The organism is Streptomyces spinoverrucosus (assembly GCF_006539505.1).
GTDB lineage: Bacteria > Actinomycetota > Actinomycetes > Streptomycetales > Streptomycetaceae > Streptomyces > Streptomyces spinoverrucosus.
Genome location: NZ_BJND01000004.1, coordinates 152,886 through 174,522 on the forward strand (window position 1 = coordinate 152,886; position 21,637 = coordinate 174,522).

General features: G+C 71.3%; 18 protein-coding genes. 5 read left to right on the forward strand and 13 right to left on the reverse strand.

What is annotated here, in order from left to right; all coding sequences use genetic code 11:
• Positions 1–163 precede the first annotated feature (163 nt).
• A complete protein-coding gene (locus tag SSP24_RS02330) occupies positions 164–814 on the forward strand; it encodes a zf-HC2 domain-containing protein (protein WP_141306978.1) in 651 nt (216 codons plus the stop codon).
• Positions 815–832: 18 nt separating this feature from the next.
• Here SSP24_RS02330 and SSP24_RS02335 read toward each other — a convergent pair whose 3' ends face one another.
• Positions 833–1,654, reverse strand: a complete 822-nt coding sequence (locus SSP24_RS02335) for a SigB/SigF/SigG family RNA polymerase sigma factor (protein WP_141306980.1) — start codon at positions 1,652–1,654, stop codon at positions 833–835.
• A 283-nt stretch (positions 1,655–1,937) separates the two neighbouring features.
• On the opposite strand from SSP24_RS02335, the gene SSP24_RS02340 reads away from it, so the two are divergent.
• Entirely contained in the window at positions 1,938–3,119 is a 1,182-nt protein-coding gene (locus tag SSP24_RS02340; RefSeq protein WP_141307123.1) for a PP2C family protein-serine/threonine phosphatase, read from the forward strand.
• 4 nt (positions 3,120–3,123) lie between these two features.
• On the opposite strand, the gene SSP24_RS02345 is transcribed toward SSP24_RS02340, so the two are convergent.
• The 3 genes from SSP24_RS02345 to SSP24_RS02355 all read right to left on the reverse strand — a co-directional run bounded on the left by SSP24_RS02345 (position 3,124) and on the right by SSP24_RS02355 (position 7,561).
• The gene (locus SSP24_RS02345) at positions 3,124–3,987 is read right to left on the reverse strand and encodes an Fpg/Nei family DNA glycosylase (RefSeq protein WP_141306982.1); all 864 of its coding nucleotides are present in this window, start codon (positions 3,985–3,987) and stop codon (positions 3,124–3,126) included.
• Between the two features lie 60 nt (positions 3,988–4,047).
• Complete coding sequence (locus SSP24_RS02350) at positions 4,048–6,126, reverse strand: SpoIIE family protein phosphatase (protein ID WP_141306984.1); 2,079 nt, start codon at positions 6,124–6,126, stop codon at positions 4,048–4,050.
• A gap of 130 nt (positions 6,127–6,256) precedes the next feature.
• Positions 6,257–7,561 carry a DUF6777 domain-containing protein gene (locus tag SSP24_RS02355; RefSeq protein WP_308439584.1) on the reverse strand — a complete coding sequence of 435 codons (1,305 nt, stop codon included), beginning with the start codon at positions 7,559–7,561 and terminating at the stop codon, positions 6,257–6,259.
• A gap of 123 nt (positions 7,562–7,684) precedes the next feature.
• Between SSP24_RS02355 and SSP24_RS02360 the strand changes: the two genes are divergently transcribed.
• Entirely contained in the window at positions 7,685–9,106 is a 1,422-nt protein-coding gene (locus SSP24_RS02360) for a lipase maturation factor family protein (RefSeq protein WP_141306986.1), read from the forward strand.
• Here the strand turns inward: SSP24_RS02360 and SSP24_RS02365 are convergent.
• The 8 genes from SSP24_RS02365 to SSP24_RS02400 are packed head-to-tail and all read right to left on the reverse strand — an operon-like array spanning position 9,094 to position 16,915.
• On the reverse strand, positions 9,094–9,924 hold the full coding sequence (locus SSP24_RS02365; RefSeq protein WP_141306988.1) for an amidohydrolase family protein: 831 nt from the start codon (positions 9,922–9,924) through the stop codon (positions 9,094–9,096). The two genes, SSP24_RS02360 and SSP24_RS02365, sit on opposite strands and share 13 nt — an antisense overlap.
• Positions 9,921–10,235: an L-rhamnose mutarotase gene (locus SSP24_RS02370; RefSeq protein WP_141306990.1), complete on the reverse strand. Its 315-nt coding sequence runs from the start codon at positions 10,233–10,235 to the stop codon at positions 9,921–9,923. The genes SSP24_RS02365 and SSP24_RS02370 overlap by 4 nt, the downstream gene beginning before the upstream one ends.
• 9 nt (positions 10,236–10,244) lie before the next feature.
• Positions 10,245–11,195, reverse strand: a complete 951-nt coding sequence (locus SSP24_RS02375; RefSeq protein ID WP_141306991.1) for an aldo/keto reductase — start codon at positions 11,193–11,195, stop codon at positions 10,245–10,247.
• Complete coding sequence (locus tag SSP24_RS02380; RefSeq protein ID WP_141306992.1) at positions 11,192–11,944, reverse strand: SDR family NAD(P)-dependent oxidoreductase; 753 nt, start codon at positions 11,942–11,944, stop codon at positions 11,192–11,194. The genes SSP24_RS02375 and SSP24_RS02380 overlap by 4 nt, the downstream gene beginning before the upstream one ends.
• Positions 11,941–13,287 carry an L-fuconate dehydratase gene (locus SSP24_RS02385; protein ID WP_141306994.1) on the reverse strand — a complete coding sequence of 449 codons (1,347 nt, stop codon included), beginning with the start codon at positions 13,285–13,287 and terminating at the stop codon, positions 11,941–11,943. Before SSP24_RS02385 ends, SSP24_RS02380 begins: the two co-directional genes overlap by 4 nt.
• A 37-nt stretch (positions 13,288–13,324) precedes the next feature.
• Complete coding sequence (locus tag SSP24_RS02390; RefSeq protein WP_141306996.1) at positions 13,325–14,353, reverse strand: ABC transporter permease; 1,029 nt, start codon at positions 14,351–14,353, stop codon at positions 13,325–13,327.
• Positions 14,346–15,842, reverse strand: a complete 1,497-nt coding sequence (locus SSP24_RS02395) for a sugar ABC transporter ATP-binding protein (RefSeq protein WP_141306998.1) — start codon at positions 15,840–15,842, stop codon at positions 14,346–14,348. The genes SSP24_RS02390 and SSP24_RS02395 overlap by 8 nt, the downstream gene beginning before the upstream one ends.
• Positions 15,839–16,915, reverse strand: a complete 1,077-nt coding sequence (locus SSP24_RS02400) for a sugar ABC transporter substrate-binding protein (RefSeq protein WP_141307000.1) — start codon at positions 16,913–16,915, stop codon at positions 15,839–15,841. Before SSP24_RS02400 ends, SSP24_RS02395 begins: the two co-directional genes overlap by 4 nt.
• A 162-nt stretch (positions 16,916–17,077) precedes the next feature.
• Here SSP24_RS02400 and SSP24_RS02405 point away from each other — a divergent pair, with 162 nt between their 5' ends.
• A complete protein-coding gene (locus SSP24_RS02405) occupies positions 17,078–17,791 on the forward strand; it encodes a FadR/GntR family transcriptional regulator (protein ID WP_141307002.1) in 714 nt (237 codons plus the stop codon).
• Positions 17,792–18,192: 401 nt separating this feature from the next.
• Positions 18,193–18,489, forward strand: coding sequence for a hypothetical protein (locus SSP24_RS02410; protein ID WP_141307003.1), 297 nt, complete (start codon positions 18,193–18,195; stop codon positions 18,487–18,489).
• A gap of 51 nt (positions 18,490–18,540) precedes the next feature.
• Here SSP24_RS02410 and SSP24_RS02415 read toward each other — a convergent pair whose 3' ends face one another.
• Complete coding sequence (locus SSP24_RS02415) at positions 18,541–21,561, reverse strand: alpha-mannosidase (RefSeq protein ID WP_141307005.1); 3,021 nt, start codon at positions 21,559–21,561, stop codon at positions 18,541–18,543.
• Positions 21,562–21,637: the final 76 nt, after the last annotated feature.

Here is a 21,637-nt window from a genome sequence, read left to right on the forward strand (position 1 = left end):
GTGATTCGTCGGGAATCCGACCAATCCTCGGGGCGAGCCGCTCCGAATCCCTTGGTTGCGATTCTGTATAGGGCTTGAGTGATTCCCCGGCTTGGTGCGTACCGGTGGGAGCAAGGAGTAACCCCACCCACACCCACCGGCACGAGGATCACGAGGATTCGGCATGAGGTCCCTGGAGAGGCATCGCGACGTCGGCGCGTACGCGCTCGGCGTGCTGGACGAGGCGGACGCCTTCCGTTTCGAGGACCACCTCATGGAGTGCCCTCAGTGCTCCCTGCACGTCACTGAATTCGGCGCAACGGCACGGCAGTTGATGCTCTACCGGCGGGCCACCCCGCGCTCGGTGCACCCCATGGCGGGGCCCGGGCCGCGGCTGCTGGACCGGCTGCTGGGCGAGGTCGCGGCGCGGCATCGGGCCGGGCGCCGGTTGCGGCTGTTCGCCGTGGCCGCCGCGGTGGTGTGTGCCGTCGCCGGACCCGCGATCGCGATCGTGGCCGAGCGCGGGGACCAGGCGAGGCGGATCTCGGCGACCGACGAGCGCTCGGGCGTGTGGGCGCAGGTCACGACCGAGGACGTGCCCTGGGGCAGCAAGGTGGTGCTGGAGGTCAAGGACGCGGCCGGGCCCCGGGCCTGCCGGCTGGTCGTGATCGGCGGCGACGGCTCGGAGGAGACGGCGACCAACTGGACCGTCCCCCGGCACGACGCCCGCCCCAACACCATGCAGGGCGCCACCGCCCTGCACCCCGACCAGATCGACCGCTACGAGGTGCGCACGACGACCGGGGAGCGGCTGGTGACGCTGGATCCCCACTAGGGCGCGCCGGATGCGGCATCAGGGCGCACTGGATTCGGCCGGGCTCAGCGTCTCCTCGCGGATTCGGGCGCACGTCTGGGTGAGCAACCGGGAGACGTGCATCTGCGAGATGCCCATCCGGTCGGCGATCCGGCTCTGGGTCCAGTCCTCGAAGAAGCGCAGGTAGAGGATGGCGCGCTCACGCTGGGGCAGCCGCCGTACCGCGTCCTTGACGCTCTCGCGGTCGACGACGAGATCGAATCCGTCGTCGGGTTCACCCAAGAGGTCCGCAAGGTTCGGTCCGTCGGCGTCGGAGTCGCCGTTCGCCGCGTCCAGGGACAGCGCGCTGTAGCTCTCCATGGCCGTCATGCCTTCGCGGACCTCTTCCTCGCACAGGCCGGTGCGGTCGGCGACCCGGGCGACGGTGGGGTGCGGGCTGCCGGGGGTGTGGGCCAGTTCGGCACTGGCGGCCCGGACCCGGTTGCGCAGGTCCTGGACCCGGCGGGGCACGCGCACGTCCCACATCCGGTCACGGAAGTGGCGGCGCAGCTCGCCCCTGATCGTCGGTATCGCGAACGGCTCGAAGGGACCCCGGCCCGGGTCGAACCGGCGGATCGCCTTCAGCAGTCCGAGCGCGGCGACCTGCCGCAGGTCGTCGGCGCTCTCCCCCTTGCCCCGGAAACGCCAGGCGATCCGGTGGGCCATCGGCAGCCACGCCCGCAGCAACACCTCCTGCACCCGCTCCTTCTCCGGCCCGTCGGGCAGGACGGTGAGACGGCGGAAGGCGGCTGCGGTGTCGGGGGCGTCGCCGGTCGGGCGGGGGGCGGTCTCGGTCGGGGCTGTGGTGACGACGGTCGTCATCGTGTGGTCCTCGAAGCCTTTCGGTCCGGTGTGGCGGTTGTTCCTCCCGACGGCCCTTGCCCATGACCCCCTTGCCCTTATTCATGACTTTCGTCCCTTTTGCCAAGACATTGCCCGAGACCTTGCCCGAGACTTTGCCGGGCGGGACTCTCACCCGTACGGCGGTGCCGTCACTCCCCTCGTTGCCCCTCCCGCCCCGGTCGCCGGGCAGGGCCCGGGCGGCGGTGTGAGACTGCTGGACGACGTGACCGACCGCGGCGCGGTCCCGACGAGGGGAGACGAGGTGGCGACGGCGGACCCCGGCGAGGGCAGGCTGGAGGAGTTCCTCGCCGATCCGGGCAACACGGCACTCGACCTGTCCACCGCCGTGGCCCGCTGCTCCAAGGCGCTCGGCCTGCAGCACTGCGTGGTCTACCTCGCCGACCTCCAGCAGCGCCAGCTGGTCCCGCTGACCGACGTCGCCTCCGCACTGCCCGTCGACGACTCCCTCGCGGGCTGGTCGTACCGCACCCAGTCCCTGCGCGTGGAGGAGGCCGATACCGGCGGCATCACGGCGTGGCTCCCGCTGCTGGACGGGGCCGAGCGGCTCGGCGTGCTCGCGGTGCACTGCCCGGTGCTCAGCCCCACCGCGCTGCGCCGCAGCCGGGCCCTCGCCGCGCTGCTGGCGATGATGGTGACGTCCGCGCGGGCGTACAAGGAGTCCTTCGTACGACGGACCCGCACCGAACCGATGCAGCTGCCCGCCGAGATGCTGCGCGCCTTTCTGCCGCCCCGCACGATCGGCACCGCGCACGTCGTCTCCACGGCCGTACTGGAGCCCGCCTACGAGCTCGGCGGCGACGCCTTCGACCACGCCCTCACCGAGACCACCCTGCACGCCGCCGTCCTCGACGCGATGGGCCACAACCTGGCGTCGGGGCTGACCACGGCTGTGTCGCTGGCCGCCTGCCGCAACGCCCGGCGCACCGGCGCCGACCTGCCGGAGCTGGTGCAGAGCGTGGACGACGCGCTGGCCCAGTGGCTGCCGGACCAGTTCTGCACCGGCGTGCTCACCCAGCTGGACCTGGCGAGCGGCGTGCTGCGCTGGACCAACTGCGGGCACCCGGCACCCCTGTTGATCCGGGACCAGCGGCTGCTCGTAGACGCGCTGGAGCGGGAGGCCGATCCGCCGATGGGGCTGCCGTCGCTGCTGACCGAACAGGGGCGGAAAGTGCACGAGACCGCGCTGCAGCCCGGTGACCGGGTGCTGCTGTACACCGACGGGGTCACCGAGGCGCGGACCCGGGACGGCGACCAGTTCGGTCTGGAGCGGTTCGCCGACTATGTCATCCGTGCCACCGCCGCGGGCGAGCTGGCGCCGGAGACGCTGCGCAAGCTGATCCACTCGATCCTCGACGCGCAGCCGGGCCGGCTCCGGGACGACGCGACGATCCTGCTGGTCGAGTGGTGGCCGCCGACCCGCTGAACGGTCACTTCAGCAGCCGGGACAGCCTGCGGTCGGCGAGCGGCTTGCCTCCGGTCTGGCAGGTCGGGCAGTACTGCAGCGAGGAGTCGCTGAAGGAGACCTCGCGGATGGTGTCGCCGCACACCGGGCAGGGCTCGCCGGTGCGGCCGTGCACGCGCAGGCCGCTCTTCTTCTCGGCCTTCAGCCGCCCGGCCGCCAGGCCCCGGGAGCGCTCGACGGCTTCCGTGAGCGTCGTGCGCAGGGCCTCGTACAGTCTTCGGGTCTCCTCGGGCGTGAGGGACGCGGCCAGTTTGAACGGGGACATCTTCGCGGCGTGCAGGATCTCGTCGCTGTAGGCGTTGCCGACGCCGGCGATCAGGCTCTGGTCGCGCAGGGCGCCCTTGAGCCGGCGGCGTTCGCCCTGGAGCAGGGCGGTGAAGCGGGCCTCGTCGAAGTCGTCGGCGAGCGGGTCGGGGCCGAGCCGGGCGACGCCGGGCACCTGCTGCGGGTCGGGCACGACATACACCGCGAGCCGCTTCTGCGTGCCGGCCTCGGTGAGGTCGAAGCCCGCGCCGGTCTCCAGGGCCACGCGCAGCGCGAGGGGGCCCTTGCCGGGGCGGGGCGGGCCGTCGGGGAGGCGGTCCTTCCACTGGAGCCAGCCCGCGCGGGCCAGGTGGGTCACCAGATGCGGGCCGCCGTCCGTCTCGACGTCCAGGAACTTGCCGTACCGGTGCACGGCCACGACCTCGTGACCCTCGACGGCCGACAGGGGTGGGTCGTACGTCTTCAGCACACTGATCGCGACCGGCAGCATGCGGACGATCTCGTGACCGACGAGGTGGTCGGTCAGGAAGTCCTTGAGCGCTTCGACCTCGGGCAGTTCCGGCATACGTACAGAGTGCCATCCGGGACCGGCGGTGCCGACGGTTCATGGGCGGGCATCGATGGGTCAGTCCCGTCCCGGCACCACGAACTCGCACCACACGCACTTGCCGCCGCCCCGCGCCTCCACGCCCCACACGTCCGTGAGCATGTCGACCAGGAGCAGGCCGCGGCCGGAGACGCCGGAGACGCCGGCCTCGCGGCGGCGAGGCAGGGCGCTGGAGGAGTCCTCGACCTCGACGCGCAGTCGGCGGTCGGTGTCGGTCAGGACCCGCAGGGTGACGATCGCGGCGCCCTCGGTGTGCATCAGGGCGTTGGTGACCAGTTCGTCGGCGACGAGTTCGACGTCGTCGGAGCGGTCGGCGGCGCCCCAGGCGCGCACGGCGGCGCGGATCATGTGCCGGGCCTGGCGCAGGGCCTCCGGGTCGCCGGGCGCGACGTGCTGCTGGAGGCGGCCGCCGCTCTGCGGGACGTCCGCGCCGCGGCGGCGCAGCAGGAGCAGCGCCACGTCGTCGTCGCCGCCGCGCTCCTCGGCCACGTCGATGAGCAGGTCGGCGAGTTTCCACACGTCCTGCGGGCCGGAGGCGACGAGCGCGGTGAGGACCTGCATGCCGTCGTCGAGGTCGGCGCCGGGCTGTTCGACCAGGCCGTCGGTGCACAGGATCAGCGTGTGCCCAGGGTCGAGCTCGATGGTGCCGACCGGATAGGCCAGGCGCCCGAACTCGGCGGACAGGCCGAGCGGCAGTCCGCCCTGGACGGGGGCGCGGCGGCAGCTGCCGTCCGGGGCCCGGATCAGGGGGTCGATATGGCCGGCCCGGACGACCTGGACGACTCCGGTGGCGAGGTCGGCCTCGGCGTACAGGCAGGTCGCGAAGCGGTCGGTGTCCAGTTCGTGCAGGAAGACGGAGGCCCGGGCCATCACCGTGGCCGGGGTGTGGCCCTCGGCGGCGTACGCGCGCAGCACGATGCGCAGCTGGCCCATCACGGCGGCGGCGTGCGTGTCGTGGCCCTGGACGTCGCCGATGACCGCGCCGACCCGGCCGCCCGGCAGCGGGATCAGGTCGTACCAGTCGCCGCCGATGTCCCGGCCGAGGGAGGCGGACCGGTAGCGGACGGCGACGTCGGCGCCCCGCACGCTGGGGATGGTGCGCGGCAGCATGGCCTGCTGGAGGCCGCTGGCGAGGTCCTTCTCCTGCTCGTAGAACATCGCGCGTTGCAGGCTCTGCGCGATGCTGCTGCCGAGGGCGACCAGGATGTCGCGTTCCTCGGTCGTGAAGCCGTGGCGGTCGTTGTAGAGCAGGCCCATCGCACCGATGGGGCGGGCCTGGACGATGAGCGGCAGATAGGCGGCCGAGGTGATGTCCAGGTCGGTGATGTGCGGCCACAGGATCGGGTAGCCCTCGGCGAACTCCTCCGGGGACTCGATGAAGCGCGGGCTGAGCGTGCGCACGACCTCGCTCATCGGGTACGGCTCGTCGATCCGGGTGATCAGGGTGCCGGGTACGAAGCTGCCCTCGGGGCCCTCGGCGACCAGCCGGATGCGCCCGGCCTCGACCAGGCCCATGACGAGGCTGGTCGCGCCCAGGTGGGTGACGCCGTGGGTGTCCTTGAGGACGTCGATGACGTCCTGGACGGTGCGGGCGTTGGCGAGGGCGGCCGTGATGAGCTGCACGACGTTGGTCTTGTCCCGGCGGCCGTCCAGGTTCCAGGCGGTCTGGTCGCGGCGCGTGGCCGACTCGTTGAGCTCGCGGGTGGCGTCCCGGACGATGCCGATGATCCTGCGCGGCCGGCCCGTGTCGTCGCGGCGGATGTAGCCCTGGGTGTGGGTCCAGCGCGGGGTGCCGTCGCGGCGGCGGATGCGGAAGTACGCGCCGTAGTTCTCGCTGCCGTCCTTGATGGCCTGGGCCACCAGGCTGTCCAGGCGCCGTGCCTCGGCCGGCGGGACGCGCACGTTCAGGGACTCTGGGCAGCCGTCGAATTCCTCGGGGCGCAGGTCGAAGACCTCGTGGGCCTGGGCGTCCATGTAGAACAGACCGTTGTCCAGGTCCCAGTCGAAGCTGCCCATCTGGTTGAGCGCCAGGATCGGGTCCGGGTGGGCGGGCCAGTCGTCCGGGAGTGACAGGGCGCTCGCTCCCCGATCAACCATGGGCCCACCTTGCCAGGATTCGACCGATTCTTCGACCGGATCAGCTCAGGTTCTCTGGCTGAATTCCTTCGATATTCCTTCGATGCGCTTCGGCTCGCGTTCCTTCGATGCGCTTCGGCTCGCGTTCGCTTCAGCTCGCGAAGACGTCCGTCAGGCTGCCGAAGATGCTGTCGGCGGTCTCCGGGGTGTCCGGGGCATCCGAGGCGTCCGGGGTGTCCGAGGCGTCCGTGTCGCCCATGTCGTCGCTCGCGTCCGGGTCGTCCGGGATGAGTCCGCCGCCGTCGGGCAGGTCGGGGCTCTCCGGGACGGTCTCGGGGCCGATCTCGGGGCCGACCTCGACGGAGGGGGCCAGGGGCTCGACGGGTTCCCGCAGGGTCGGCTCGCCCGGCAGCGAGGGAGCCGTGCTGCCCTCCTCCGGTGTAAGGAGCGGGGCGTCGCTCTCCACCACCGGCGTGGCCGTCGCGGTCGTGGGCTCCTCCAGCGCCGGGGCCGCCTCCTCGCCACCCTCCGCCGAGGACGCACCGTCACTCGGGAGGCCGTCGGACTCGGTGACCTGCGGCTGCGGCTGCGAGCGCGACGGGCTCGGCCGGTCCGGCTGCGACTGCGACTGCGACTGCGGCCTGGGTACGACCTTGTCGCGGCGGACGTCGTGCCCGATCGGCCGCTCGATCCACGTGTTGTTGACGACGTTGATGAGGGTGATGTTGGTGATCGCCTGGGGCGCCGGGGTCACCACGATCACCTCGGTGGGCCGGTACCCGGGCCATGCCCGCCCGCTGTTGCCCGGGGTGCCCCGCATGGCGACGGGCGCGCCGAGCGGGTTGCCGCAGGCGCAGCGGACACGGGGCACGCCCCGGTTGTCCACGAGGACGGCGGTGCCCGCCTGGAGGACGGCCTGGTGGCCGGTGGCGCGGCCGTCGCGGTATCCGTGGTTGGTGACCCGGGTGTCGGCGCGCAGTTCGGCGGAGGTGAGCCCGCGCAGATAGCCCGGTATCGCGGCCCGGGAGACGCCGGAGGCCTGGGCGAAGGCCTGGGCCCGGCCCTGGTCGGCGGTGAGCAGGCGGATCTGGCGGTCGACGTCGCAGCTGCCGGACCTGGCCCGGCCCCCGTAGAGACCGGGGGTCCAGCCGGAGTACGTGCGCACGCCGGTGAGGGTCGCCGGGGCGGTGACGCCGGGGGCCGAGTGTGCCGTCGGGGCCGACTGCGGCGTTCGGGTGACAGGGGTCGGGGTAGCCGAGGAGGTGGCCGTGGAGTCCGTGAACGGGTCCGGGCCCTGGTCCTTGACCGGCTGGAGGAAGAGCTCCCCGCTCGCTTTCGTGCCCTCGTCACCGCCGACGCCGCAGCCGGCGGCGAGCAGGGCCGCCGAGAGCGCGCAGGCCGTGACGAAGGTTCCGGTGGGTACGCGCACCACGTTCTCCCGCCTCGTCCTGGGCATTTCGGCACTATTGTCTGCTTCACTCTCTCGGGTCACGCAAACGGAGAGCATGACTACCGACAGTGACATCACGCCCGGAGGCAGGGGTGACGGCGCCAGAATGAAGGAGAGGAGCGCACGACCGTGGAGTGGTTCACCGCACCCGACTACTGGCTGACCCGGCTGGTCTTCCAGCGGGCCCTGGCGGCCGTCTATCTGGTCGCGTTCCTGACGGCGGCCCTGCAGTTCCGGGCGCTGATCGGGGCACGCGGCATGCTCCCGGTCCCGCGCTACACCCAGTACGTGCCGTTCAAGCGGGCGCCCAGCCTCTTCCAACTCCACTACTCGGACCGCTTCTTCGCGGTGTGCGCCTGGTCGGGCTGCGCGGTGTCGGCGGCGCTGCTGGCCGGCGTGGACGCGATGGTCCCGCTGTGGGCGGCGATGCTGCTGTGGGTGCTGCCCTGGCTGCTGTATCTGTCGATCGTCAACGTCGGCCAGACCTGGTACTCGTTCGGCTGGGAGTCGTTGCTTCTGGAGGTCGGCTTCCTCGCGATCTTCCTCGGCAACGACGAGGTGGCGCCGCCGATCGTGGTGCTGTTCCTGCTGCGCTGGATCCTGTTCCGGGTGGAGTTCGGCGCGGGCCTGATCAAGGTGCGCGGCGACGCCTGCTGGCGCAAGCTGACCTGCCTGGACTACCACCACGAGACACAGCCGATGCCGGGCCCGCTGAGCTGGTTCTTCCACCATCTGCCCCGTCCGCTGCACCGGATGGAGGTGGCCGCCAACCACTTCACCCAACTCGTCGTGCCGGTGCTCCTCTTCACCCCGCAGCCGATCGCCACGGCCGCCGCCGCGCTGATGATCGTCACCCAGCTGTGGCTGGTCCTGTCCGGCAACTTCTCCTGGCTGAACTGGATCACCATCGTGCTGGGCCTCTCGGCGATCCAGTTCCCCGCCGACCCGCCGTCCGTCCCGGACGCCCCGCTCTGGTACGTGGTCGTGGTGCTGGCCGTGGCCGCGCTGATCGCGTTCCTCAGCTACCGCCCGGTCGCCAACATGATCTCCCGCGCCCAGGTCATGAACCGCTCCTTCGACCCGCTCCACCTGGTCAACACCTACGGCGCCTTCGGCAGCGTCAGCCGGATCCGCTACGAGGTGGTCATCGAGGGCACCGCCGACGCCGTACCGTGCGAGGACTCCGACTGGCGGGAGTACGAGTTCAGGGGCAAGCCCGGTGATCCACGGCACTGGCCGCGCCAGTTCGCGCCGTACCATCTGCGGCTGGACTGGCTGATGTGGTTCGCGGCGCTGTCCCCGGCCTACGCGGGTGCGTGGTTCGGCGCCCTGGTGGAACGGCTGCTGGAGAACGACCGCGCCACCCTGAAGCTGCTGCGCCGCTCCCCCTTCCCGCCCGACGAACCCCCGCGCTTCATCCGCGCCCGCCTCTTCCGCTACCGGTACACGACCTGGCGGGAGCTGCGTGAGACGGGCGCGTGCTGGGACCGGACATATGTGCGGGAGTATCTGCCGCCGACGCGGCTGGCGGAGCCTGCTCAGAGGTCGTAGACGCGGGTGGCGGTGCCCTCGAAGATACGGGAGCGGTCCGCCGCGTCCGTCAACTCCGCTGCCACCGACAGCACTTCACCGTATGTCGCGGCCAGCGTGCACACCGGCCAGTCCGAGCCGAACATCAGACGATCCGGACCGAAGGCCTCAAGGACGGTGTCGGCGGACGGGCGGAGGTCGTCGACCGTCCAGGACCTCGGGTCGGCCTCGGTGACCATGCCGGAGAGCTTGCAGACGGTGTTGGGGAGCGCCGCGAGGGCGTGGACGGCGCTCGCCCAGGGTTCCAGTGCGCCGGAGGCGATGGGCGGTTTGCCGAGGTGGTCCAGGACGAAAGTGAGGTCCGGGTGGTCCGCGGCGGCCTTGGCGCAGGCGGGCAGTTGGTGGGGCAGCACGACGAGGTCGTAGACCAGTCCGGCGTCGGCGACGGCGGCGAGTCCCCGGCGGACGTCGGGACGCAGCAGCCACTCCGGGTCGGGTTCACTCTGGACCTGGTGGCGGATGCCCTTCAGGTAGCCGCCACCGGGGAGTTCACGCAGCCGGGCCAGCTCGTCGACGATGTCCGGGCGGGTGAGGTCGGTCCAGCCGACGACCGCGCCGATCAGCTCGTGCGCGGCTGCGAGGGCGAGGAACTCCGGGGTCTCCTCCGGCACGGTGACCGTCTGGACGAGGACGGTACGATCCACTCCGGCGGCCCGCGCCTCGGGTTCCAGGTCGGCGACGGTGAAGTTCCGCCGGATCGGCAGGAGTTCGTCGCCGCTGATCCAGTCCTGGTCGCGTACGGACAGGTCCCACACATGGTGGTGCGCGTCCACGGTCATGGCAGCTCCCATACGACGGGCAGGCCCGCGGCGGCCCCGTCGTGGGAGTAGTCGTGGACCACGTCCAGGAGCTCGGCCATGCGGGCCTGCCACGCGACGTTCACCGGCAGCTGTTCCAGCTCCGCGAGGAGACGGGCGTAGTCCTCGCACTCCAGGACGTGGAAGAGGTCGGTGCCGCTGCGCCAGATCGTCCAGGAGGTGGCGCCGGCGGCACGGATGGCGTCGGTGAGTTCCTTCGGCACCTCGCGGTGGGCGGCCTCGTACGCGTCGATGCGGTCGGGGCGGACCTTGGTGTGCAGGGCGACTCTCATGACGGCTCCTCAAGCGGGTACGGGGGCATCGGCGGGGAGCAGCCCCGTCTCCCGCAGCTCCTGCCAGAGGGCCGCGGGCACGGGCGTGCGGAACTGCTCGGCGCAGTCGTCCGCCTCGGCGGCCGAGCGGGCACCGACGAGGACACTCCTGACCGCCGGGTGCGCGGAACAGAAGGCGAGGGCAGCGGCACGCAGGGTGGTGCCGTGGCGCTCGGCGATCGACTTCAGCCGCAGGGCGCGGTCGAGCAGTTCACCTGGCGCCTCGGTGTAGTCGTACGTGGCTCCCGGCTTCGGGTCCGCGAGCAGGCCGGAGTTGAAGGCGCCCCCGAGCACCACCGCCGTCCCGCGTTCCTGTGCGGCGGGCAGGAGGTCGGTGAGGGCGCTGTGGTCGAGGAGCGTGTAACGGCCGGCGCACAGCACCACGTCCACGTCGGTGTCGCGGACGAAGCGGGTGAGCATCGCCGTCTGGTTCATGCCCGCGCCGATCGCGCCGACGACGCCCTCGGAGCGCAGCTTCTCCAGGGCCGGGTAGCCCTCGCGGAAGGCCTGTTCGGCGTGGTCGTCGGGGTCGTGCAGGTAGACGGTGTCGACGCGGTCGAGGCCGAGGCGTTGCAGGGAGGCGTCCAGGGTGCGGCGTATTCCGTCGGCGGTGAAGTCCCAGACGCGGTGGTGGGTGGCGGGGACGGCGAAGCCGTGGGCCAGGTCGTCGCCGGTGCCGTCGGACGGTTCCAGGCGGCGGCCGACCTTGGTGGAGATCGTGTACGCCTCGCGGGGGTGCTCGCGCAGGGCCGCGCCGAGTCGGCGTTCGGACAGGCCGAGGCCGTAGTGCGGGGCGGTGTCGAAGTGGCGGATGCCCTGTCGCCAGGCCGCGCCCACGGCGTCGTACGCCTGCTCGTCGGTGATCTCGGTGTAGAGGTTGCCGATCCCGGCGGCGCCGAAGGCGAGCTGGGCGCCGCTCATCGCCGGCCCGCCGGGCGGAGGCGCAGGCCCTGCATGCCGCCGTCGACGGCGAGGGCGGTGCCGGTGGTGGCACCGGACAGCGGGCTCGCCAAGTAGGCGATCGCGCCCGCCACCTCGGCCGCCGTGACGAGGCGGCCGGTGGGCTGGCGGGCCTGAAGCGCGGCGCGTTCGGTGGCCGGGTCGTCGGCCGCGTCGAGCAGGCGGCCGATCCACGGGGTGTCCGCGGTGCCCGGGTTGACGCAGTTGACGCGGATGCCCTCGCGGACGTGGTCGGCGGCCATGGCGAGGGTGAGGGAGTACACGGCGCCCTTGGTCGCGCTGTAGAGGGCGCGTTGCGGGAGGCCCGCGGTGGCCGCGATGGAGCAGGTGTTCACGATCGCCGCGTGCGACGACTCGCGCAGGTGCGGCAGACAGGCGCGGGCCGTGCGGACCATGCCGACGACGTTGACGTCCAGGACCCGGTGCCATTCGGCGTCGTCGTTGTCCTCGACGGTCCCCTGGGCGCCGATACCGGCGTTGTTCACCAGCACGTCGAGTCCGCCGAGGTCCGCGACCGCGTCCGTCACCGCCTGTCGTACGGAGGCGTCGTCGGTGACGTCGGCCTCGTAGGCAAGGAAGGGTGCGTCGGCCTTTGCCAGGTCCAGGACGGCGACCCGGGCTCCCCGCTCGGCCAGGAGTTCCGCGGTGGCGCGGCCGATGCCGGAGGCGCCGCCGGTCACCAGGGCCCTGATGCCCTCGAAGTCGGTCATGCCGCTTGCCCCTTCTTGTTGGTGTCGTCGCGGTCGGCGGCCCAGAAGGTGCCGTCGGGGAAGGTGTAGCGCGCGATGGACTCCGGGCGCATGGCGGCCGAGAAGCCGGGCGCGGTGGGTGCGAGGTAGTGGCCGTCCCGGATGCGGACCGGGTCCAGGAAGTGGTCGTGGAGATGGTCGACGTACTCGACGACCCGGTCGTCGGTGGTGCCGGAGACCGCGAGATAGTCGAACATCGCCAGGTGCTGGACGAGTTCGCACAGGCCGACGCCGCCGGCGTGCGGACAGACCGGAACGCCGAACTTGGCGGCGAGCAGCAGGATGGCGAGGTTCTCGTTGACGCCGCCGACGCGGGCCGCGTCCAGCTGGAGGACGTCGATGGCGCCGGCCTGGAGGAGCTGCTTGAAGACGATCCGGTTGTGGGCGTGTTCGCCGGTGGCGACCTTGACGGGGGCGACGGCCCGGCGGATCGCGGCATGGCCGAGGATGTCGTCGGGGCTGGTGGGCTCCTCGATCCAGTAGGGGTCGAACTCGGTGAGGGCCTTGGTCCAGCGGATCGCCTCGTCGACGTCCCAGCGCTGGTTCGCGTCGATCGCCATGCGCACATCCGGGCCGACGACCGCGCGGGCGACCCGGCAGCGGCGGATGTCGTCGTCGAGGTCCGCGCCGACCTTGAGCTTGATCTGCCGGAAGCCGTCGGCGACCGCCTGCGTGGCGAGCCGGGTGAGCTTGGCGTCGTCGTAGCCGAGCCAGCCCGGTGAGGTGGTGTAGGCGGGGTAGCCGCGCTCCAGCAGCCGAGCCGTGCGCTCCTCGGCGCCCTCCCGGCCCCGGCGCAGGATGGTCAGCGCCTCCTCGGGGGTGAGGGCGTCGGTGAGGTACCGGAAGTCGATCTGACGCACCAGCCACTCGGGCTCGGCGCCCGCGAGCAGCTGCCACAGCGGCTTGCCCGCACGTCTGGCGGCGAGGTCCCACACGGCGTTGACGACCGCGCCGATCGCCATGTGCATCACGCCCTTCTCGGGCCCGAGCCAGCGGAGCTGGCTGTCGCCGATCAGATCGCGGTTCAGGGTGCCCGGGTCGGCGCACAGCTCGTCGACCGGGCGGCCGACGACATGCCCGCGCAGCGCCTCGATCGCGGCGACCTGGACTTCGTTGCCCCGCCCGATGGTGAAGGTGAAGCCGTGCCCCTCGTGCCCGTCCGCGGCGTCGGTGCGCAGCACGACGTAGGCCGCCGAGTAGTCGGGGTCCGGGTTCATCGCGTCGGAGCCGTCGAGCTCGCGGGAGGTGGGGAAGCGGATGTCGTATGTGTCGACGGCGGTGATGCGGGCGGGAGAGGGAGACACAGCAGGCCTTTCGGTCGGGTGCAGAGGGCTGCGGCGGTCAGTCCTGGGCGCGGCCGGTGGTCACCCGGGCGATCATGAGGGCGACCAGGATGATTCCGCCGTAGATGGCCTGGATCCAGAAGGACGGGACCTGGGCGAGGGTGAGCAGGTTCTGTACGACTCCCAGGAGCAGAACGCCGGTGAGGGCGCCGAGCATGCTGCCCTTGCCGCCGTCGAGGCTGATACCGCCGATCACCGCGGCCGCGAACACGGTGAAGATCATGTTGTTGCCCTGGTTGGCGCTGATCGCGCCGACGTACCCCGTCTGCATGATGCCGCCGACCGCGGCGAGCACTCCGGCGACCACGAACACGCCGAGCATGACGCGCTCGACGCGGATACCGGCCGCGCGGGCCGCGTCCGCGTTGCCGCCGATGGCGTACAGCGCGCGGCCGACCCGGTGGTACTTGAGCACCAGCCCGGCGGCCGCGAAGGCGCCGGCGGCCAGCCACACCGACATCGGGACGTTGATGAAGGTGGTGGTCGCCAACGAGTAGAAGGACTCGGGCATGCCGAACAGGGTCTTGCCCTTGGTGGCACCGACGAGCAGCCCGCGCAGGACGATGAGCATGGCGAGCGTCACGATGAACGCGTTGAGCCGGAACTTCACCACCAGGATGCCGTTGAAGGCGCCGACGACGGCCCCGGCGACGAGGATGGCCAGCAGGGCGAGCGCAGCCGGGAGTTCGGTGCCCCAGCCGGACTGGGCGACGGGCAGCACCAGGAGCGCTCCCACGGCGGGCGCGATGCCGACGACGGACTCCAGGGACAGGTCGAACTTGCCGGTGATGAGGACCAGCGACTCGGCGAGTACGACCATCGCGAGCGCGGCGGAGGCACCGAGGATGGAGATCAGGTTGCGCTCGGTGAGGAACGAGTCGTTGACCACGGCGCCGAGCACCATGAGCAGCAACAGCGCCGGGAGCAGGGCCAGTTCGCGGGCGCGGCGCAGCAGTACCGTTCTGGCGGACGCGGCGGCGGGGGCGCGCAGGGGCGCGAGCGGCGGGGCCGCCTTGGTGTCAGCCATGGTCCACTCCTTCAATGGAGGCGATCAGCTCGTGGTCGCGCCAGCCCGCGGGGTGTTCGGCGACGACGCGGCCGTGGAAGAGGACGAGGACACGATCGCAGCGGCGCAGGTCGTCGAGTTCGTCGGAGACGACGAGCACGGCGGTGCCGTCCTCACGGGCGCTGTCCACACGGGCCAGCAGCGATTCCTTGGACTTCACGTCGACGCCCGCGGTGGGGTTGATCAGCACCAGCAGACGTGGGTCCGAGGCGAGGGCGCGGGCCATGACGACCTTCTGTGCGTTGCCGCCGGACAGGTCGGAGACGGGCTGGTCGGGGCCTTCGGCGTGAATGTCGAGGCGGTCGATCAGCTCGGTGGCGAGGCCGCGTCGGCGGTCGCTGCCGACGAAGCCGAACCGGCCGAGCCGGTCCAGCACGCTCATGGTGGCGTTGTCGCCGATGGTCATGCCGAAGACGAGACCCTGACCGTGGCGGTCGCGCGGGACACAGCCGACGCCCGCGTCCAGCGCGGCGCGCACATCGCCGAACGGCAACGGCGCACCGTCGATCAGCGCGGTCCCGGCGGTGGGCGTGTGCAGTCCCGCCATGGTCTCGGCCAGCTCGATCTTGCCGCTGCCGCTGATCCCGGCGAGCCCGACGACCTCACCCCGGCGCACGCTGAGGTCGATCTTCGTGTACGAGGGTGAGGTGAGCCCTCGGACGTCGAGCAGGACCGGCGCCTCGCCGGCGGCGGGGGCGGTCTGCTGCCGTTCGGCCTGTTCGGTGACGCTCTCCCCCGCCATGGCCTCCACCAGCGCCCCGCGCGGGAGGTCGGCGACGGGTGCGGTGGTGATCCAGCGGGCGTCGCGCAGCACGGTGACGGTTTGGCAGACCTCGTACACCTCCTGGAGGTGGTGCGAGATGAACAGGAAGGTGACGCCGGAGTCCTGGAGCGCCCGCATGCGGGTGAAGAGCCGCTCGATCTCGCGGTTGTCGAGCTGGGCGGTGGGCTCGTCGAGGACGATGAACCGGGCGCCGAAGCTCAACGCCCGGGCGATCTCCACCATTTGGCGGTCCTCAACCTTGAGGTCGGCGGTGCGGGCCTCGGGGTCGACATGGACGTCCCAGGTGGCGAGGAGGTCGGCGGCCTCGGTGCGGAGCTTGCGCCAGCTGATGAATCCGCGCTGGAGCGGCTGCCGGTTGATGAACAGGTTCTCGGCGACCGTCAACTCGGGGACGACCGTGGGCTTCTGGTAGACGCAGGCCACCTTGCGGCGCCAGGCGTCCCGGTCGGCGAGTGCGGGCGCGGGCTCGCCGTCGAAGCGGACCTCGCCCTCGTCGGCGGGCTGGAGTCCGGTGAGGATATTGACCAGGGTCGACTTGCCGGCGCCGTTGCGGCCGACGAGGGCGTGGGACTCGCCGGGCAGGACGGTGAGTTGTCCGTCGGCAAGGGCGGTGGTGGGGCCGTACCGCTTGACGATGCCCCGCGCCTCAACAAGTGGTGTGCTCATTCGACCGTGTTGCCCCACAGCTCGGGGTCGTCGACGTTGTCCTTGGTGACCAGGGGTGCGGGCAGCTGGTCCTCCAGGATGCCGCTGGGCAGCTTGACGATGGTCGAGCCGTGGTCGGTCGGGCCGGGCTCGAAGGTCTTCCCCTCCATCGCCGCCTTGATGTAGTACATGCCGTACTTGGCGTACAGGTCGGCGGGCTGGGAGACGGTCGCGTCGATCTCGCCCTTGCGGATGGCGTCGTACTCCTGCGGGATGCCGTCGTTGGAGACGATCGTGATGTGGCCCGGCTGCCCGGCCTTCTTCAGCATCCCCTTGGACTTCAGGGTCTGCAGGGTCGGCGCGAGGTAGACGCCGCCGGCCTGCATGTAGATGCCCTTGATGTCGGGGTTGGCGTTCAGGAGCGTGTCCAGCTTGGAGGCCGCGGTGTCGGACTCCCACTTGGCGGGGATCTCCAGGACCTTCAGCTTGGGGAAGTTCTTCTTCACGCAGGCGCGGAACGCCTCGGAGCGGTCGCGGCCGTTGACCGAGGCCAGGTCGCCCATGATCTGTACGACCTTGCCGGAGGGGATCTGCTCGCCGAGGTACTGGCAGGCCTTCTCGCCGTACGCCACGTTGTTCGCCCGTACGACCATGGCGACCTTGCCCTTGTCCGGTGCCACGTCGACGGCGACGACCGGTACGCCCTTGCGCTCGGCCTGGTCGAGTCCCGCCTCGATGGCGGCACTGTCCAGCGGGGCGACGACCAGGCCCTTGACGCCCTGGTTGAGCTGGTTGTTGATGTCGGTGATCTGCTGCGAGGGGTCGCTGTTGGAGTTGACCGTCTTCAGCGCGTCGACACCTTCGGACTCGGCCATCTTCGGCACGTAGTCGTTGTACGACTGCCAGAACGGCGAGGTCAGCAGGGGCAGGATCACCCCGACCTTGCCGGTGCCGCCGCCTTCGGCGCCGACGGCGCCGGTGTCCTTGGTGCTGCCGCAGGCGGTGAGCACGAGGGCGGCGCAGACCGCCCCGGCCGCCGCTCGCGTCAGTGTTCGCCCGTACCGCCGTCCGTTCCGCTGTGTCCCGTCGGCCATCTGCCGGCTCCTCATTGAGCGTGATCGAGCAGTTGCCCGCATATTTATCAGACCACTTCATGCCGACAACACCCTCCGGAAGCGAATCTCTCGTGTTTTCCGCTGTAGTGGTCCGACCACCTGGCTGGCTACACTGCGGCGCACGGCGACGGGAGAAGTGGCGTGAACGAGACGGAGACAGAGCCGGCCCCGCAGCGGGGCACGGTGACGCAGCGCGCCATCGAGCGGATCAAGGCGATGATCGCCGAGGGGCTCCTCGAACCCGGCGCGCGCCTGCCCACCGAGCGCGAGCTGGCGGCCCAACTGGGCATCTCCCGCAGCTCGATGCGGGAGGCGATCCGCGCGCTCACGGTGATGGGCGTCCTGGAGGCCCGGCACGGCTCCGGCATCTACGTCACCCAACTCCAGGCCGGTGACCTGCTGGAGAACTTCGGGGTCGTCGCCGACCTGTCCCGCGGCCCGCGTCTGGTCGAACTGCTGGAGGTCCGCCGCATCCTGGAGTCGACGGCGACCGCCCTGGCCGCCGCCCGCATCACCCCCGAGCAGCTCGCCGAGGTCGAAAGGCACCTGGCGGCGATGAACGCGACCGACGACCCGGAGGAGATCCTCGCGCACGACCTCGCCTTCCACCGCGAGATCGCGCTGGCCGCAGGCAACGAGACCATGGCCGCGATCCTGGAGGGCCTGTCCTCCCGCACCTTCCGGGCCCGCGTCTGGCGCGGCTACCAGGAGGAGGGCGCCTTCGCCCGCACCCGCCGCGAACACGCCGCGATCCACCGCGCCCTGGCCGCCCGAGACCCGGAGGCGGCGAGAGCGGCGGCGGCCGCACACGTCGGCGAGGTGGAGGAGTGGCTGCGGGCGCAGCTCGGCGGGTAGTCACTGTCTGCCCTCCGTTTGTGAGGGTTGGGGCGTTCGCCCGGACCGGGGATCAGTGCCGGGCTAGCGTGCGCATGCCAGTACTGCTCGCCGGGGCCGGTCTCGTCCTGGCCGGTCCGGGCGCCGCCCGGGCCACGGCCACGGTCGAGATGCCGGCGCCCACGCAGGGCGGGGGTGTCGGCGACGGTGAAGTTCTACGGCGCGGTCGTCCCGCGGCACTACAACCGGACCCGACGCCGCGTTCGGGGACCGCAAGCGCCAGAACATCTACCGCGACAACAATCCAACGCCCGGCTGCGGCTGCTTCAAGGCTCGACGTCACCCTGCACAACGTCCGAAGCCAGCCGGGCTACATCGGCGGACTTGACAGTACCGACTATTTCTTCCAGGCATACGCCGACATGGCGCGCACCTTCGACCACGGCACCAGCTTCGTCGTCCGCACCGAGCGGCAGAAACTGCTGCACACCTACTACGTGCCGCAGTCCGGCTGGATCCTCGCGCAGTACCGCCAGTACCCCGACCGGGACTTCGGCCCGCACTTCTACATGAACTTCCCGGCCGTCGAAGTGACCTGCCCCGAGGGCATGACCCCGACCCAGTACGGCCTGAAGGTCACCAACGTGCAGGTCACCATCGCCGACGACAACGTCTTCGGCCACACGACCTGGAGCACGCCGGGGCCGTTCTACGCCTGACCCGAGCAGGGCGAGGGCCCGCCCCCTCCGGACGGGCCCTCGCACCCCGGTCTAGCTCCGCCGCAGCCGCAGCGTCACCAGCTCGAAGGGACGCAGGCGTACGGTGATCCGCTCGCCGTCGACCACCGGCGCGGCGGCCTCCGGCAGCGGGCGTTCCAGCAGGTCGGTGACCGTGACGCCGGTGACCTCGAAGCCCGCGGTGAGCCTGGCCCGGGCCCGGCCGCCGTGGGCCTCGTGGCAGCGGACGACCACGTCGCCGCTGCCGTCGTCGGCCAGCTTGACGGCCGTGATCACCACCGCGTCCTGGTCGACCGTGACAAGCGGTACGACGTCCTGAGCGCCGGTGATCAGACGCTCGGGCAGGTTGATCCGCCAGCCCTCCCGCACCGCGTCGCCGATGCTCGCGCCGACCACAAGGGCGTGCCGGAAGCGGTGGACGCCCTGGTCGGTCTCGGGGTCCGGGAAGCGCAGGGCGCGCAGGAGGGAGACGCGGACCGTGGTGGTCGTACCACCGTCTCCGTCGGTGCGGACGGTGCGGGTCACGTCGTGGCCGTACGTCGAGTCGTTGACGACGGCGACACCCCAGCCCGGCTCCTCCACATGCACGAAGCGGTGGTTGCAGGCCTCGAACTTGGCCGCCTCCCAGGAGGTGTTGGTATGGGTGGGCCGGTGGAAGTGCCCGAACTGTGTCTCCGAGGCGTACCGTTCGGCGTGCACGTCGAGCGGGAAGGCGAGCTTGAGGAACTTCTCCGTCTCGTGCCAGTCGACTTCCGTGTCCAGCACCAGCCGCCGCTCCCCCGGCGGCAGCGACAGCACCTGAGTGACGCGTGACGCGCCGAACGACCGTACGACCCGCACCGACGCGCCGTCCTCGCCCGCGGTGATCTCGTCCAAGTCGGTCAGGTTCGTGACGGTGTTGCGGTAGAACTCGTCGACGTCCCAGGCGTCCCACATGTTGGGGAAGTCGGGGTGGAGCTGGAGGAGGCCCGCGACCCGGCCCGGGGCAATGGTCTCGCGGTCGGCCTCGACGTCGTACACGGAGACGACGAGACCCCGGTCGTCGATGGCGACCCGCAGCAGGCCGTTGTCCAGGACGTAGCCGCCCTCCCCGCGAGGGCGAACCGGCGCCGCCCCCTCCACGACCGGAGCACCGGCACCGCCCGCCGGGATACCCCGCCTGCTGTGCGGCGCGGCGTTGAAGACCAGCTCCCGCGCCCCCTCCCCCGCCAGCGCGCGCTGGGCCGCGTCGATGATCGCGTTCAGCTCGCCCGCGAGCCGCTCGTAGGTCGCGCGTGCCTCGCGGTGCACCCAGGCGATGGACGAGCCGGGCAGGATGTCGTGGAACTGGTGCAGCAGCACCGTCTTCCAGATGCGGTCCAGTTCCTCGTACGGATAAGAGAATCCGGCGCGAACGGCGGCCGTGGCGGCCCACAACTCTGCCTCGTGCAGCAGGTGTTCGCTGCGCCGGTTGCCCTGCTTGGTCTTGGCCTGGCTGGTGAGGGTGGCGCGGTGGAGTTCGAGGTAGAGCTCGCCGACCCACACGGGCGGATGGGGGTACTCGGCCTCGGCCTTGGCGAAGAAGGCCGCCGGGGTCTCCCAGGTGACCGTCGGGGAGCCTTCGAGGTCGCGCAGCCGGGCCGCCCGGGCGACCATCTCGCGGGTGGTGCCGCCGCCTCCGTCACCCCAGCCGGAGGGGGCGAGGGAGTGGCGGGCGTGGCCCTTGTCCCTGAAGTTGCGGGCGGCGTGGGCGAGTTCGGCGCCCTTCATGGAGCAGTTGTAGGTGTCGACGGGCGGGAAGTGGGTGAAGATCCGGGTGCCGTCGATACCTTCCCAGGTGAAGGTGTGATGCGGGAACTTGTTCGTGCGGGACCAGGAGATCTTCTGCGTCAGCAGGTGCTTCGAGCCCGCCGCCTTGATGATCTGCGGCAGCCCGGCGGCGAAGCCGAAGGTGTCGGGCAGCCAGGCCTCCTCGTTCTCGATGCCGAACTCGTCGAGGAAGAACCGCTTGCCGTGTACGAACTGCCGGGCCATCGCCTCCGAGCCGGGCATATTGGTGTCCGACTCCACCCACATCCCGCCGGCGGGCACGAACCGGCCGTCCGCCACCGCCTTCTTCACCCGGGCCCACACCTCGGGCCGGTGCTCCTTGACCCATGCCCACTGCTGCGCCTGCGACATGGCGAACACGAAGTCCGGCTCGTCGTCCAGCAGGGCGGTCATGTTGGCGGTGGTGCGGGCCACCTTGCGCACGGTCTCGCGCAGCGGCCACAGCCACGCCGAGTCGATATGCGCGTGGCCGACGGCGCTGACGCGGTGGGCGGAGGGTGAGGCCGGGGAGGCCAGTACGCCGGTGAGGCGGGAACGGGCCTCGGCCGCTGTCCCGTTGACGTCCTGGAGATCGATCCCGTCCAGCGCCCGCTCCACGGCCCGCAGGATCTCCCAGCGGCGGGCACTGTCGACGGACAGCTCGGCCATCAGCTCGCCGAGCACCTCCAGGTCGATCACCAGCTGCCAGACCGTCTCGTCGAAGACGGCCAGGTCCATGCGGGTGAGGGTGTACTGCGGCTCGCTGCCCGCGGTCTCCTTGTCGCCCAGCTCGGTCGGCCGGAAGGGGTGGTGGCCGAGGATGACCGGATTGGACGCGGCCTCGATGTGCAGCCGCACCTCCTCCCCGCCCTCGACGGGTGCGCCGATGCGCACCCACTGATTGCGCGGGTTCAGGCCCTTCACCGGCGTGCCGTCGGGCCGGTAGACCAGGCCCTCGCACTGGAAGCCGGGCATGTTCTCGTCGAACCCGAGGTCGAGCAGCGCCTCGACGGTCTTCCCGGCCCACGCCTCGGGGACGGTGCCGGTGACACGGAACCAGCTCGTACCCCAGGGTGCGCCCCACCTGGCGCCCACCTCGATGGGCTCGGTCTCGGCAGCGAGCCCCTCGGCGACCGGCACGGGCTCACCGGGGGCGTGCCACACCGCCACGTCCAGCGGCACGGACTCGGGGTACACGGCGGGTCGGACGCGTTCTTCGAGGACTCGCCTGAGGCGGGCCTCGACAAGGCTGCGGTCGTCATGCATGCGGGGCGCTCCGTGGGTCGTCGGGATCCGACGAGAGGTACAGCTTTCCTGCGGCACGCGGTTCGAACCGTCCCCG

Excerpts from the sequence above, each read along its gene's own strand:
- SSP24_RS02370 (WP_141306990.1), bottom strand. The coding sequence starts at position 10,235 with ATGAGAGTCGCCCTGCACACCAAGGTCCGCCCCGACCGCATCGACGCG.
- SSP24_RS02410 (WP_141307003.1), top strand. The coding sequence starts at position 18,193 with ATGGCGCGCACCTTCGACCACGGCACCAGCTTCGTCGTCCGCACCGAG.
- SSP24_RS02350 (WP_141306984.1), bottom strand. The coding sequence starts at position 6,126 with ATGGTTGATCGGGGAGCGAGCGCCCTGTCACTCCCGGACGACTGGCCC.
- SSP24_RS02375 (WP_141306991.1), bottom strand. The coding sequence starts at position 11,195 with ATGAGCGGCGCCCAGCTCGCCTTCGGCGCCGCCGGGATCGGCAACCTC.
- SSP24_RS02335 (WP_141306980.1), bottom strand. The coding sequence starts at position 1,654 with ATGACGACCGTCGTCACCACAGCCCCGACCGAGACCGCCCCCCGCCCG.
- SSP24_RS02400 (WP_141307000.1), bottom strand. The coding sequence starts at position 16,915 with ATGGCCGACGGGACACAGCGGAACGGACGGCGGTACGGGCGAACACTG.
- SSP24_RS02390 (WP_141306996.1), bottom strand. The coding sequence starts at position 14,353 with ATGGCTGACACCAAGGCGGCCCCGCCGCTCGCGCCCCTGCGCGCCCCC.
- SSP24_RS02365 (WP_141306988.1), bottom strand. The coding sequence starts at position 9,924 with ATGACCGTGGACGCGCACCACCATGTGTGGGACCTGTCCGTACGCGAC.
- SSP24_RS02415 (WP_141307005.1), bottom strand. The coding sequence starts at position 21,561 with ATGCATGACGACCGCAGCCTTGTCGAGGCCCGCCTCAGGCGAGTCCTC.
- SSP24_RS02345 (WP_141306982.1), bottom strand. The coding sequence starts at position 3,987 with ATGCCGGAACTGCCCGAGGTCGAAGCGCTCAAGGACTTCCTGACCGAC.
- SSP24_RS02380 (WP_141306992.1), bottom strand. The coding sequence starts at position 11,944 with ATGACCGACTTCGAGGGCATCAGGGCCCTGGTGACCGGCGGCGCCTCC.
- SSP24_RS02395 (WP_141306998.1), bottom strand. The coding sequence starts at position 15,842 with ATGAGCACACCACTTGTTGAGGCGCGGGGCATCGTCAAGCGGTACGGC.
- SSP24_RS02355 (WP_308439584.1), bottom strand. The coding sequence starts at position 7,561 with ATGCCCAGGACGAGGCGGGAGAACGTGGTGCGCGTACCCACCGGAACC.
- SSP24_RS02330 (WP_141306978.1), top strand. The coding sequence starts at position 164 with ATGAGGTCCCTGGAGAGGCATCGCGACGTCGGCGCGTACGCGCTCGGC.